General features: G+C 36.3%; 12 protein-coding genes, 2 tRNA genes and 1 rRNA gene. 12 read left to right on the plus strand and 3 right to left on the minus strand.

All coding sequences use genetic code 11. From position 1 onward, the window contains the following. From rrf to tsaD, 8 genes are all read left to right on the plus strand, one after another. Nucleotides 1-97: ribosomal RNA gene (gene rrf / locus QQS35_RS16020) — 5S ribosomal RNA — on the plus strand; the annotation flags it as partial. A gap of 53 nt (nt 98-150) precedes the next feature. Next, nucleotides 151-227: transfer RNA gene (locus QQS35_RS16025), tRNA-Met, on the plus strand. A gap of 41 nt (nt 228-268) precedes the next feature. After that, nucleotides 269-345 (plus strand) — tRNA-Asp (locus tag QQS35_RS16030). A 193-nt stretch (nt 346-538) separates the two neighbouring features. Further along, entirely contained in the window at nt 539-1,513 is a 975-nt protein-coding gene (gene thiL, locus QQS35_RS16035; protein ID WP_285933236.1) for a thiamine-phosphate kinase, read from the plus strand. 9 nt (nt 1,514-1,522) lie between these two features. Further along, the gene (gene tsaE, locus QQS35_RS16040; protein ID WP_285933237.1) at nt 1,523-1,978 is read left to right on the plus strand and encodes a tRNA (adenosine(37)-N6)-threonylcarbamoyltransferase complex ATPase subunit type 1 TsaE; all 456 of its coding nucleotides are present in this window, start codon (nt 1,523-1,525) and stop codon (nt 1,976-1,978) included. Next, nucleotides 1,975-2,682 carry a tRNA (adenosine(37)-N6)-threonylcarbamoyltransferase complex dimerization subunit type 1 TsaB gene (gene tsaB, locus QQS35_RS16045; RefSeq protein WP_285933238.1) on the plus strand — a complete coding sequence of 236 codons (708 nt, stop codon included), beginning with the start codon at nt 1,975-1,977 and terminating at the stop codon, nt 2,680-2,682. Before tsaE ends, tsaB begins: the two co-directional genes overlap by 4 nt. Further along, on the plus strand, nt 2,675-3,121 hold the full coding sequence (gene rimI / locus QQS35_RS16050; protein ID WP_285933239.1) for a ribosomal protein S18-alanine N-acetyltransferase: 447 nt from the start codon (nt 2,675-2,677) through the stop codon (nt 3,119-3,121). The genes tsaB and rimI overlap by 8 nt, the downstream gene beginning before the upstream one ends. Continuing rightward, nucleotides 3,118-4,161, plus strand: coding sequence for a tRNA (adenosine(37)-N6)-threonylcarbamoyltransferase complex transferase subunit TsaD (gene tsaD, locus QQS35_RS16055; RefSeq protein ID WP_285933240.1), 1,044 nt, complete (start codon nt 3,118-3,120; stop codon nt 4,159-4,161). The genes rimI and tsaD overlap by 4 nt, the downstream gene beginning before the upstream one ends. A gap of 438 nt (nt 4,162-4,599) precedes the next feature. On the opposite strand, the gene QQS35_RS16060 is transcribed toward tsaD, so the two are convergent. Continuing rightward, nucleotides 4,600-6,525 carry an ABC-F family ATP-binding cassette domain-containing protein gene (locus QQS35_RS16060; protein ID WP_285933241.1) on the minus strand — a complete coding sequence of 642 codons (1,926 nt, stop codon included), beginning with the start codon at nt 6,523-6,525 and terminating at the stop codon, nt 4,600-4,602. A gap of 282 nt (nt 6,526-6,807) precedes the next feature. Here QQS35_RS16060 and QQS35_RS16065 point away from each other — a divergent pair, with 282 nt between their 5' ends. Beyond that, nucleotides 6,808-7,464, plus strand: a complete 657-nt coding sequence (locus tag QQS35_RS16065; protein WP_285933242.1) for a redox-sensing transcriptional repressor Rex — start codon at nt 6,808-6,810, stop codon at nt 7,462-7,464. Nucleotides 7,465-7,512: 48 nt separating this feature from the next. On the opposite strand, the gene QQS35_RS16070 is transcribed toward QQS35_RS16065, so the two are convergent. Both QQS35_RS16070 and QQS35_RS16075 read right to left on the minus strand, forming a co-directional pair. Further along, nucleotides 7,513-7,719 (minus strand): YdiK family protein, encoded by a 207-nt coding sequence (locus QQS35_RS16070; RefSeq protein ID WP_285933243.1) that lies wholly within the window; start codon nt 7,717-7,719, stop codon nt 7,513-7,515. Further along, nucleotides 7,720-8,442 carry a CPBP family intramembrane glutamic endopeptidase gene (locus tag QQS35_RS16075; RefSeq protein ID WP_285933244.1) on the minus strand — a complete coding sequence of 241 codons (723 nt, stop codon included), beginning with the start codon at nt 8,440-8,442 and terminating at the stop codon, nt 7,720-7,722. A 296-nt stretch (nt 8,443-8,738) separates the two neighbouring features. Here QQS35_RS16075 and groES point away from each other — a divergent pair, with 296 nt between their 5' ends. The 3 genes from groES to QQS35_RS16090 all read left to right on the plus strand — a co-directional run bounded on the left by groES (nt 8,739) and on the right by QQS35_RS16090 (nt 14,189). Beyond that, nucleotides 8,739-9,023, plus strand: coding sequence for a co-chaperone GroES (groES, locus tag QQS35_RS16080; protein WP_285933245.1), 285 nt, complete (start codon nt 8,739-8,741; stop codon nt 9,021-9,023). Between the two features lie 90 nt (nt 9,024-9,113). Then, a complete protein-coding gene (gene groL / locus QQS35_RS16085) occupies nt 9,114-10,748 on the plus strand; it encodes a chaperonin GroEL (RefSeq protein WP_285933246.1) in 1,635 nt (544 codons plus the stop codon). 462 nt (nt 10,749-11,210) lie between these two features. Continuing rightward, a complete protein-coding gene (locus QQS35_RS16090; RefSeq protein ID WP_285933247.1) occupies nt 11,211-14,189 on the plus strand; it encodes a phosphatase PAP2 family protein in 2,979 nt (992 codons plus the stop codon). Nucleotides 14,190-14,323 lie beyond the last annotated feature (134 nt).

Consider the following 14,323-nt stretch of genomic DNA (forward strand, 5'->3'; position numbering starts at 1 on the left):
AGGCCACACCTGTTCCCATGCCGAACACAGTAGTTAAGCTCTCCAGCGCCCATGGTAGTTGGGGCTTTGCCCCTGCGAGAGTAGGACGCCGCTAGTCTTTATAATAAACATAACTATAGTCGGTGAATTAGTTAATAGTCACCACATTATCGCGGGGTGGAGCAGTCTGGTAGCTCGTCGGGCTCATAACCCGAAGGTCGCAGGTTCAAATCCTGCCCCCGCAACCAAATTATCTAATGTAAGATACTATGCTTCATGAAAAAATATTGGTCCGGTAGTTCAGTTGGTTAGAATGCCTGCCTGTCACGCAGGAGGTCGCGGGTTCGAGTCCCGTCCGGACCGCCACTTACATATTTAATACATATTAGGCCTTAGGATATTTTCCTAAGGCCTTTCTTGATTTTCTATTTATAAAACAAGAAGTTGTTGATACTATAGAGATAACTTTTAACCTTATAATAAGACTTGTTTTAGTTTTTAGTTGTTTTTTTTGCTATGATAGAGTTAATCACCTAACGAAAGTTGGCGAAGAAATCATATGGATGAATTTGATTTTATTAAATCGATACAACAGAAAAATTATGTACAATCTAGTTTAATTAAAGGAATTGGTGATGACGCAGCTGTTTTTAGGCAAAACTATAAAGATACGGTTACGTCCGTGGATACCTTTGTAGAAGATATACATTTTTCCCGAAATACTATGCTTCCGTTTCATATTGGTTATAGAGCTCTAGCTGCTAATATAAGTGATATGGCAGCAATGGGATGTGAACCAGCTTATTATTTAATATCGATTGTCATTCCAAAACATTGGTCAGAAAAAGATCTAGCAGATATCTATTTAGGAATGAAAGATATAGCAACGGAGAATAAGATGGACTTAATTGGTGGTGATACAGTATCCGGAAAAGAATTAGTTTTATCTATTACAGTAATTGGTTTTGTAGATAAAGATAAATCAAGATACAGGAGTCATGCCATTAGTGGTGATATAATCTTTGTTACTGGTACATTAGGTGATTCAGCTGCAGGTTTACATATTTTAATGAATCATGAGAAAGAGACCCAGGAAAAATTTAAATATTTAATTGATCGACACCGTATGCCAACTCCTAGGCCGGTCTTTGCTAATAATTTGAAAAGTATATCTAGAATAGCTTTAAATGATATTAGTGATGGGATTGCTAATGAAGCTGCAGAAATAGCAGACGCTTCAAAAGTAACAATGAACATAGAGTATAATAGTATTCCTTATCACGACCTTTTAAAAGGGTTTGACAAAGATATGCAGAAAGAGTGGAAGCTATTTGGTGGAGAAGATTTTGAGTTAATTGGCACAGTTCCCAAAAAAGATTGGGATATTGTTAAAAAGGTTGCAGAAAGTACAAAAACAAAAGTAACTGCGATTGGGTATGTTACGGATTATACGGATTCAAATCCAAATGTATTTTTACATGAAGATAAAGATGTATCGATATTGGATAAGTCTGGATACACGCATTTGAAGTAGGTGGATATAATGAACAAAGTTGAGTTTATCACGAAAACATCAGAAGAAACTAAAAAAGTTGCAGAAAGGTTGGCGACATTGCTTCGTCCGGGCGATGTTATCACCTTAGAAGGGGACTTAGGAGCAGGAAAAACAACATTTACTAAAGGCTTAGGATTTGGCTTAGGAGTAAAAAGAACAATAAATAGTCCTACATTTACAATCGTTAAAGAATATCTTGGTGAATTGCCATTGTACCATATGGATGTTTATCGTCTTGAGGGAAGTGACGAAGATATTGGATTTGATGAGTATTTTAATGGTGATGGTATTACAGTAATTGAATGGGCAAGTTTTATAAAAGAATTTTTACCAACAAATAGATTGGACATTGTCCTACGAGTCAAAGATGAGAATACTCGTATTATTAGCTTTTATCCAAAGGGCAATGACTTTGAAAAGATATGTGAGGAGTTAGCTCGATGAATATTCTTGCTATAGATACTTCAAATGAAACGATGGGAGTGGCAGTTCTCAAGGAAGGACAACTTGCCGGAGAGTATATTACAAAAGTAAAAAAGAATCACTCTGTTCGTTTATTACCAGCTATTGATCAAATCATGCGTGAAACCGAGGTTAATCCAAAAGATTTAGATAAAATAGTGGTAGCAAAGGGCCCAGGTTCCTATACTGGAGTTAGAATAGGTTTGTCGACTGCTAAAACAATGGCATGGACATTAAACATTCCAATTGTAGCAGTATCAAGTCTGGAAGTAGTTGCTTATCAAAGTGCCTATTTAAATAAGCAAGTCTGCCCTTTCTTTGATGCACGTCGGGGATTAGTTTACACAGGTTTGTATCAGTCTAATGATAAAGGTAATGTTACACTTTTATGGGACGAGATAAATATTTCATTTGAAAAATGGTTAGAACGCTTGGCTGAGGAAGGTAAGCCAACCGTGTTCTTAAGTCAAGATGTTGATATTCATAAGGGTCTAATTGAAGAGTATATGGGTGATCTAGCTATAATTCCAGAATCTATGTACCATTTACCTCGTCCGTCATTGCTTGCCTTAGCTGGTGCGGGAAAACAACCTGATTCACTACACACATTAACACCTAACTATTTACGGTTAGTCGAGGCAGAAGCAAAGTGGTTAGAAAAACAGGAGAAAAGTAAAGATGACTAAGGTTATCATTCGACAGATGACTGTAATGGATATTGATCGAGTTGCTCAAATAGAAGCAACGTCCTTTTCAATCCCGTGGACAAAGGATATTTATTATAAAGAACTAACAGAAAATCCTTATGCGTTTTATTTTGTAGTTGAAAAGGATGGACTTATATGTGGATTTTGTGGTCTATGGGTAGTAATTGATGAGGCACAGATAACAAATATAGCAATTGATCCAAATTATAGGGGTAAGAAGTATGGTAAAGCACTATTTCAATACGTTATTAACCAAGCGATTGCTCTAGGTTCGGCAAGATTATCGTTAGAGGTACGAGTTTCTAACTTGGTTGCCCAGAATCTTTATAAAAATTACGGATTGGTTCCAGGCGGTATTAGAAAAAACTATTATACAGATAATAATGAAGATGCATTAGTGATGTGGGTGAATTTATGAATATAAAAGATCAGTACATACTTGGAATAGAAACCAGTTGTGATGAAACAGCAGTAGCAATTGTTAAAAATGGGACAGAGATCATTTCTAACGTCGTTGCTTCACAAATAGAAAGCCATAAACGCTTTGGTGGTGTAGTACCAGAAATAGCCTCAAGACACCATGTAGAACAAATGACTATTGTTTTGGAAGAAGCGTTTACGAAAGCTAAAATGACTATAGATGATATAGACGCTGTAGCAGTAACAGAAGGGCCAGGGCTTGTCGGTGCTTTGTTAATAGGAGTTAATACTGCTAAAGCACTGGCATTCGCAAATAGCAAACCCTTGATTGGGGTCCACCATATAGCTGGTCATATCTATGCGAATCAATTAGAAAAGGAATTTTCTTTTCCTTTATTAGCTTTAGTTGTTTCAGGCGGGCATACAGAGTTGATTCTAATGAAGGACCATGGTTCCTTTGAAATCATTGGTGAGACTAGGGATGACGCTGCAGGGGAGGCTTATGATAAAGTTGCTAGGACGTTGCAATTACCTTATCCTGGAGGCCCCTTTATCGATAAACTAGCGCAGGAAGGCAAAGAGACTATCGATTTTCCTCGTGCATGGTTAGAGCAGGACTCCTATGATTTTAGTTTTAGTGGTTTGAAATCAGCTGTGATTAATAAACTTCATAACGCTGAACAAAGGAATGAAGTATTAGAAAAGGAAGACATTGCAGCAAGTTTTCAAGCTAGTGTTATCGATGTCCTCGTAACAAAGACATTAAAAGCAGCGATAGCCTATGATGTAAAGCAAGTGATTGTAGCGGGCGGAGTTGCAGCTAATAAGGGGCTTCGTAAAGAATTAGAAGCAAAGTTTGTAGCATCACCAATTGAGCTACTTATTCCTCCACTTTATTTATGTACAGACAATGCAGCGATGATAGCAGCTGCAGGAACTGTTGCGTATAACCAGGGACATCGTGCAGCGTGGGATTTAAATGCAAACCCATCTTTAAGTCTAGAGAAGTATTCATTAAGGACTAAGTATGAAAATTAGTAAGAACTAAGGCCAAACTATCCATTGGTCTTAGTTCTTTTTATGCATGTAAGTCTTTAAAATGGCATAGATTCTACAAAAAACTACAGTTATCAACAATCAAATTTTCAAACTGTGGATAGAACAGGGTAGAAAGTTATAGTTTCAACTTTTCTATTGAGGATAACTTTTGTGGATAAGTAAGTGTTGAATTGTGGATAATGGGGATAAACCTGTAGAAAACAGATATATCAACCATTATTTGTGGATAAACCTGTGAATAGGTCGAATAAGTCGCTAACGTATAGACAAAACACCGTAAAATAAAGGTTTTAGACAACTATGCACAAAGACTCATCTTTTGTAGATATAATGTCTATAGAAATTTATTCAGGCGGTTTTTGTATAAATAAAATAGGATAATGACTTATAGCCAGTACCCTACTTTTCATCAACGTTCTATTCATGAAGCTCTTCCCATTCTTCCATAAGTGTTTCTAATTGGTGGTTATTTTTCTCGTTTTTCTCTGTTAACTCTAATGCTTTTTCATGATCCTGAAAGACTTCAGGTTTACATAACAAGTCTTCAATTTCCTCTATTGTTTGTTCAATTTGCTCTATTTCTATTTCAACTTCTTGAATTCTACGTTCTCTTTTTCGGCGTTCCTTTTTCTCTTCTTTATCTTGTTCAAAATTTGATTTCACAGGATTTGCATTATCCACAACTTTATTTTCTTGCTTATTTAATTCTTCTAGTTCAAGCGCCTCTTGTTTTTTATCTAAATAATAATCATAGTCACCTAAATATACATGTGTTTGTTGAGGAAGCATTTCTACAATCTGTGTTGCGATTTTATTAATGAAATATCTGTCATGGGAAACAAACAAAATTGTTCCAGGGAACTCCATTAGCGCTGCCTCAAGTATTTCCTTACTATCTAAATCTAAGTGGTTTGTTGGTTCATCTAGTATTAATAGATTAGATTTTTCCATCATTAGTTTGGCTAAGGAGAGTCTTGCCTTCTCGCCACCACTTAATGCGGAAACAGGTTTTTGAACATCATCTCCAGAGAATAAGAAGTTTCCTAGTACGGTTCGGATGTCTTTTTCATTCATCGTTGGATAATCATCCCATAGTTCAAGTAGAACAGTTTTTGATGAATTTAAGTTTGCTTGCTCTTGGTCATAATACCCAGTTTGAACATTTGTACCAATTTGAATGGTTCCTTTACTAACTTGATGGTCACCAATGATTGTTTTTAGTAAGGTTGTTTTTCCAACCCCGTTTGGTCCAACTAAGGCAATGCGATCCCCTCGTGAGACATTAAAATTGAGATTAGAAAAAATATAGTCCTCTCCATCCTCATATTTAAAAGCCGCGTCTTGTACTTTAAGCACATCATTACCACTTCTTTTTTGAATGTCAAAAGAAAATTTAGCAGATGCTTCATTTCCGCTAGGTCTATCAAGCTTGTCTATTTTCTCTAATTGTTTTCTCCTACTTTGTGCGCGTTTAGTTGTAGAGGCACGAACAATATTTTTCTGAACAAAATCCTCCATACGTTTGATTTCAGACTGTTGTTTTTCAAATTGTTTCATGTCCTGTTCATAGTTAGCTGCTTTTTTCTCTAAATACTTACTATAATTCCCATGGAATTTTGCGGATTTATTTCGTGAGATTTCATAAACAATGTTGACCGTTTTGTCTAAGAAATACCTGTCGTGGGAAACGATAATAACCGCACCACTATAATTATTTAGATAACCTTCTAACCATGTGAGTGTTTCAATATCTAGGTGGTTAGTTGGTTCATCCAGTATGAGCATATCAGGCTTAGACAGTAATAGTTTCCCTAGAGCGAGCCTTGTTTTTTGCCCACCGCTGAGTTCATTAATCGGTGTGTCTAAGTCATGATTTTGAAAGTGCAAGCCATTAAGTACGGCTCTTATATCTGCTTCATAGTGATAGCCGCCTTCTACTTTAAATGCCTGTTGCTTTTGATCATAATTAACTAAGAGTTGCTCATGTGTAGCTGTATCGTTCATAATAGCTGGATCACCCATTTTGAGTTCCATTTCTCTTAGTTCTTTTTCTTTATTAACCAAATGTTGAAATACACCGAGCATTTCTTCCCATATGGTTTGGGAGGATTCTAATCCTGTATTTTGAGCAAGATAACCTAATGTGCTATCTTTCGGTTGATGGATGGTACCCTCATCATAAGAAAGCTGTCCAGCCATGATTTTTAGAAGCGTAGATTTACCTGCTCCATTTCTTCCTACGATTGCAATGCGATCATTAGATTGTATTTCGACTTTAATATTCGATAAAATTAGTTCAGCACCATATCGTTTAACTAGATTGTTTATTTGCATTAAAATCATTTTGTTCACCTCAATAAATTAAGTGTATCGTAACGTACTTTAAACTAGCAAGTCTATGGATACCTGAATAATAATTTGTATGATAGAAAAGTATAACTACATAATGTTTGTTAAACAATTCACGACATTAAAAGGAATTTCTGGTAAAATAAAAGTTAACTAGTATAATTAAATGAAGAGGTCAATTGGGCATAAGTAATAAATGGATGCGCTAACAGAGTGAAAGTTACTATATAATTCAATTCAGAAATACATAAATAATGTATGTAAGGGGATATTTAAATGAGCGATCAAAGTAAAATACCACAAGCTACTGCAAAACGACTTCCATTATATTATCGATTTATAAATAATTTGCATATTCAAGGTAAATTAAGAGTATCATCCAAGGAGTTAAGTGATGCGGTTAAAGTTGATTCGGCAACAATCCGTAGAGACTTTTCCTATTTTGGAGCATTGGGTAAAAAAGGTTATGGCTATAACGTGGAGTATTTATTGGAATTTTTCCGTAAAACGTTAGACCAAGATGAAAGCACACCTGTTGCATTAATTGGTGTCGGTAACTTGGGTACAGCTTTTTTAAATTATAATTTTATGAAAAACAACAATACAAAAATAGAAATGGCTTTTGATGCAGATGCAGGTAAGGTTGGAACTGAAGTAGGAGGAGTGCCGATTTATCATATCGATCAATTAGAAGATAAATTGCATGATGTAGGTGCAGCTATTTTGACTGTACCACTCTCTGAGGCTCAAACAATAACAGAAAGACTTATTGATTCAGGAGTAACTGGGATTCTTAATTTTACACCAGCTAGAATTACAGTGCCTGAAGGTGTACGTGTACATCACATTGATTTAGCGGTAGAACTTCAATCATTGATTTACTTTATGAAGCATTATCCACTTGATAATGAGGATGATGCAGAAGAAGAATGAGTGTTAATAAAAGAAAACAGCTAACCGAGTTCGGATAGCTGTTTTCTTTTATTTATTGTTATCTTTGGCTTTCGTAATTTTGATGTGTAATTTAAATAATCTCATCGACACTACAAAATCTAATGTAGCAAAAAAGGCGAGTAAGATTGTAATGAAGTTCCATATTGTATCCTCAACCGATTGGATTGCAATATACGTAAATAAAACTCCCATACCAAAATATAGGGAAGCCATAAATAAAGGTGATGTCCTCATTTAAAAGTAGCCTCCAATTATTACTTGTAATTGATTTAAATCTTCAACCATCTTGTCAACATCTTCTGGATCAACACTTAATTGTGCTATGACTACCATTGTATTCATTGCCATATGTGCAAGTATAGGCACTATTATTCTCTTCGTCTGTACATAAAGAAATGCAAATACAAAACCCATTGCAGTATATGTAAGAAGATGAGTAATGTCATTATGAACAAAAGCAAAAATGAGCGCTGATGAGAGTGCAGCAAGAATAAAGTTCGTCCGCTCGTAAATAGTTCCAAAAATTATCTTTCGGAAGATTATTTCTTCTAATATTGGGGCAATAATAGAGACGATTACGATAAATATTGGAGCAGCTCTGGCAATGTTCATGATATTTTGTGTATTCTCAGAACCTGGTTCAATCCCTAATACAAATGTTTCAATGAGCGTAGAGACTATTTGTGCTGCAATTGCTAGGAATACACCTAAGATAGACCAACCAATAATTCCACTAACCGTGGATGAATCCCTTAATGGCGTTTTTTTCATATCCTGACGTAATAGATATAAGATGATGATTAAGGCACCAACAAAGCTTATTATATTCCAAGAGATAGCAACCGTGAAAAAAGTTGCATCATCTATAGTGAATAGGCGTAATATTCCTGCAACCACATAAGAAGATAGCTGCATTAATACATAAGTTAAAATAACGTACCAATATTTTTTTGGCAAACAACAACGACTCCTTCAAACAAAATTTACAATTTCTTTGTTCATTGTACGTATTTTAACATAAGTTTAGAATAAAATTGAAATAGTTAGTCCAAACAAAATTGGATTAGCTCTTAAGGATGGTCCTTATACATTTAATATTTCACATAGCTTAAAAAAAATTATAAAAAAATAAATTACTTTACTTGCAATATTTTACTGAATTAATTAATATAATAATTGTGTTAGCACTCTTAGTTAGTGAGTGCTAAAAATTAAATAAACCATTCGAAATATATTTAAGGAGGGTTTTAACAATGCTAAAGCCACTAGGAGATCGCGTAATTATTGAGCTTGTTGCGCAAGAAGAAAAAACAGCAAGTGGGATTGTACTACCAGATTCCGCTAAAGAAAAACCACAAGAAGGTAAGGTTATTGCAGTTGGTTCTGGTCGTGTAACAGATAAGGGAGAAAAAATTGCCCCTGAAGTTGCGGAAGGTAATATTATTATTTTCTCTAAATTTGCAGGAACAGAAGTGAAGTATGAAGGTAATGAATACTTAATTCTTCGAGAGAGTGACATCTTAGCTGTAATTGGTTAATTTGAAAAGTATTAAATGTAGTAGCTTAGATTTCGAAGAGTAGATAACTTAATATCATAACTGAAATAGAATTAAGGAGGGCTTTTATAAATGGCTAAAGAAATTAAATTTAGTGAAGACGCTCGCCGTGCAATGCTACGAGGAGTAGATACATTAGCAAATGCGGTAAAAGTAACATTAGGGCCAAAAGGACGTAATGTTGTATTAGATAAAAAGTACGGTTCACCTTTAATTACAAATGATGGTGTTACGATTGCTAAAGAAATCGAACTAGAAGATAAGTTTGAAAACATGGGTGCACAACTCGTATCTGAGGTTGCTTCTCAAACAAACGACGTAGCAGGTGATGGTACAACTACAGCAACAGTACTTGCGCAAGCAATGATTCAAGAAGGTTTGAAAAATGTTGCTTCTGGTGCAAATCCAGTTGGCGTACGTCGTGGAATTGAAAAAGCTGTAGCTGTTGCTACAGAAGAATTAAGAAAAATATCTAAACCAATCGAAAGCAAAGAATCTATTGCACAAGTTGCAGCTATCTCATCTGGTGATGATGAAGTAGGTCAATTGATTGCAGAAGCAATGGAACGTGTTGGTAACGATGGTGTTATCACAATTGAAGAATCTAAAGGATTTAACACGGAGTTAGAAGTTGTAGAAGGTATGCAATTTGACCGTGGCTATTCTTCTCCATATATGGTTACTGACCAGGATAAAATGGAAGCAGAACTAGAAGATCCATACATTCTTATTACAGATAAGAAAATCAATAACATTCAAGAAGTACTACCTGTACTAGAGCAAGTAGTTCAACAAGGTAAGCCACTTCTATTGATTGCTGAAGATGTAGAAGGTGAAGCACTAGCAACATTAGTAGTGAACAAACTTCGCGGTACATTCAATGCAGTTGCTGTTAAAGCTCCTGGATTCGGTGATCGTCGTAAAGCGATGCTAGAAGATATCGCGACATTAACTGGTGCTGAAGTAATCACTGAAGACCTTGGACTAGAGCTTAAAAACACTGGTATCGAGCAATTAGGACGTGCTTCAAAAGTAGTTGTTACAAAAGAACATACTACGATTGTAGAAGGTGCTGGAGATCCACAACAGATTTCTTCTCGTGTTGCACAAATCCGTGCACAATCTGAAGAAACAACTTCTGAATTTGATAAAGAAAAATTACAAGAACGGTTAGCTAAACTTTCTGGTGGTGTTGCAGTAGTTAAAGTTGGTGCTGCTACAGAAACAGAATTAAAAGAACGTAAACTTCGTATTGAGGATGCGTTAAACTCTACTCGTGCGGCGGTACAAGAAGGTATCGTAGCTGGTGGTGGTACTGCACTTCTTAACGTCTATACGAAAGTAAAAGAACTTGACTTATCAGGTGATGAAGCTACTGGTGCAAGCATCGTACTTCGTGCGCTTGAAGAGCCAGTTCGCCAAATTGCACACAATGCTGGACTTGAAGGTTCTATCATTGTAGAACGTCTTAAAGGCGAAGCAGTAGGCATTGGATTCAACGCAGCTACTGGCGAGTGGGTAAACATGGTTGAAGCTGGTATCGTTGACCCTACAAAAGTTACTCGTTCAGCTCTACAAAACGCAGCATCTGTTGCAGCGATGTTCTTAACTACGGAAGCAGTAGTTGCAGACCTACCTGAAGACAATGCTGGCGGTGGCGGCATGCCAGACATGGGTGGCATGGGCGGTATGGGCGGCATGATGTAATATTGCCCCCAAAAAACCCTTGATACACCAATGTCTCAAGCACTGGTATTATGTGATGACCACATTTTAATCACTTTAAATTAATAAATTTATTTAAATAAGAACTCTCATTAATTCTCTATGAATTTTTGAGAGTTTTTTAATTGCAAATATTTAAATATGTGAGCGTAATTTTTTGTCTTTTGACAGTTACTGACCCATAACCGCACTTACAATCAGTGCGAGTGTAAAACTTCCACTGATTGAAGTCTCACTTTACCACAATTGCAACAAAACCTGGGGCAGGCCAATAGCATTTTTCTCTACTAATACTCAACCTGCTAATTTTCGTAATAAGTCTCTCCTTTTCTACATAAAATTTACAAAATTACAACAATTTCCCTACATTCATTTAACAAGAATCCCTTAAAGTGAAATTTGTGGGTTAAAAATATGCAACAGAAAAGGAGAAATGAAAAAGGTATGAAATTCATGAAAAAAATATCGATAATATTACTACTTGCAGTGCTAACTATGACTTCTTTAGAGCTTCCTGTTCTGGCCGCTAGTCAATATTCTAGTCAGGAGCATTCAAAACCTTCAAAGCCACAAGGGACTACTGGAGAAATAAATACAAATCCTCCTGAAGTTGAGCAGCCTTTACCAGCAGTGGATAATGGCGGAAATGCTAATGATTCACACTTAAAGAATATAGCTGCGACTAATCCTTTTATAAGTATTTTAGGTGGTTTTGATCAGGTATGGTCTATGAATCAACCAGATTGGAGAGACGGAACAGCGTTAACTGTACCAGGTGTAAATGGTAAGGTTGCTAAATATGGTGACGGACCTACCGTTTATTTTGATGGATATAAAAATGATAAGACAAAGGTAGTAGCGGATAAGAAAACATATGCAAACGAAGAAATCAGAGATTCAGAGACTTGGGAAGCTAATATTAAGTATGTAGAAGACATTACTAAAAACAGAACGGATGAAGAAGCGTTAGCGGCCTATTATGATGATCAACGAGATAAGATATATAGCATGATGGATGCTTATGGCCCTTTGGCTAATAACTACGTAGATATCGTTAATCCGATAACAAATGTTGTAAGAACTGTAGATGAAATGAATATGGTATTGGAAGAAATGACTGTTGAAGATCAAAGCCAAGGAATGGGGAAATGGGAGGAATCTGAACTTAGAGATGCGATGGATTTAGTTGCTTTAATTAGATTTAGAAATCCTTCTTCTTCAAACCCGTCTAAGTACTTTTTCTCATCTCCAAGGCCGTACAGAATGAATTCAAATGGAGAAGTGAAAGAAGTTGTTGATGAGAATGGTTTACCTGAATGGGCTACAATCGGTAGTGGTGAAAGTAAAGTAGAAGAATTACCTTCAGGCGGCAAAAAAGAAACAGGAGAGAAACATTTCCAACAATACGAAACGAATGTGGAAGTAATTCCTGCATTAGAATATGTAAAAAGAAAAGCGGAAGACGGGAGAGGTAAAGACGGAGCTTTTCCGAGCGGGCATACAAGTGCAGCTTATTTGTCAACATTCGGATTTGCATACGCAACACCGGAAAGATTTTCTGAATTTTTAACTAGAGCAGCTCAAATGGGAGAAAACAGAATAGTGACTGGTATGCACTCTCCACTTGATGTTATAGGAGCAAGAATACAATCAACTGCAATGACTGCCTACGCATACAACCTTACAGAAAATCAAGAGGTATTGGATAAGGCTTACCAAAATGCTGGAGAAGTATTCGGTGAATTAGCTGCATCAAAAGAAATGAGCTTGTATGAATATGCACATACGGTAACAGAGGATTATACATTTGAAAGTGCATACGATGAACAAAAATGGGAAGATCATGAAGCAAATAAAGCATTCTATCGGGAAAAACTTACATACGGATTACCTCAAACTGGCATAAAAGGTTTAGACCCTGTAGTACCTAAAGGCGCTGAAGTTTTATTGGAAACTCGTCAACCTTATTTGACTGATCAACAGCGTAGAGAAGTATTGTATACCACAGAAATTGAATCAGGCTACCCTGTAATAGACGAATCAAATGGTTGGGGAAGAATTGATTTGGTAACAGCATCTGATGGATATGGTGCGTTTTTAAGCAATGTAACAGTAAATATGGATGCTTCAAAAGGAAGATTTAATGCCCAAGATTGGTGGAGAAATGATATCACTGGCAGTGGTATGCTTACCAAGCAGGGGACAGGTACACTTACATTGACAGGAAGTAATAGTTATTCAGGAGGCACATTGCTGCAAGGAGGAACATTAGAAGCTACTTCTGCGACTGCTTTTGGTGAAGGCGATCTTTATGTAGAAAATGGTACAGTTTTAGTTAATGTCGATGAACCTCTGAATTTAAACGGTAATTTAACAATGGAAGCTGGAAGCCTGAATATTGCAATGGATAATGACGAAACTCAACTAAATGTAGATGGACTGTTATACCTTGATGGCGGGGATCTGAATTTGGATCTTTCTAATTATGAAATAGACAAGGCTGCGAATATTACTTTAATGACTGCTGACAACGTGAAAGGTGAATTCGATAATATAACTGCAGATGATTACGAGGTAACTGTGACTTATAACAATAATAGTGTCGTTGCAAATTTCAAAGCAATCGATACTTCTGATCCAGTTTCACCGGACCCTGAAGATCCCGAAAAACCTGTCAATCCGGAAGATCCTGAAGATTCAAAAGACCCTGTCGATCCAGAAGATCCTGAGGACTCAAAAGCTCCAAAGAAACAAACCAGTGTTACCTTAACACCTGACGTTACCAATGGCGAGGCAACGATCGAAACAGACTCGCTCCATGAGCTAGCTAATCAGGGTGAATTACGGATAGATTTACGTGATTATAATGATTCTATTAATCTAGCATTTACTTCTGACCAAATAAAATGGCTGAAGGAGCATCGTATAACGATTATCATTCAGTTAAAAAATGTCAGCTTGCAACTAGCTGCCTCCAATTTCGCTAATGGATCCGAGGCTGCATCAATTCAGTTTGAGCGTTTAGCTGATATAGATCAAGCATTGAGTGTGGTCTATGATTTTGAAATCAAACAAGGCGAAAAAGAATTAAAAACCTTCGACGAAAAAGTGACACTGACTTTTTCTGTTGATAGCAACAAAGTAAATGATAAAGATCAGTTGCAACTTTTCTATTGGAATCCAGAACTCGAAGAATGGGAAGCAATCGGCGGAGAGTGGCATGATGGAAACGTGACAGCACAAACCGATCACTTCAGCACCTATACCGTTTTTGAACAGGAAGAAATAGAACAACAGCCTGTAACGGATGACGGACAAAAACTACCGGAAACTGCCACTACGATCTATCAGTACTTATTAGTAGGGTTTTTACTCTTCTTAGGTGGCATGCTCTTCCTCTTCATGCGAAAAAGAAAAGCATAATCGTTTAGGTAGATAAATATATGAAAATATCAAACCGATTAGAAAACCAAATCTCAAATGATTTGGTTTCTTTCTTTGTTTTGTATCCATGTTAATAATTATTGAAGGTAATCAATTCCTTTTTACTATATGAA

The sequence above is a fragment of the Aquibacillus rhizosphaerae genome, from assembly GCF_030282825.1.
GTDB lineage: Bacteria > Bacillota > Bacilli > Bacillales > Amphibacillaceae > Aquibacillus_C > Aquibacillus_C rhizosphaerae.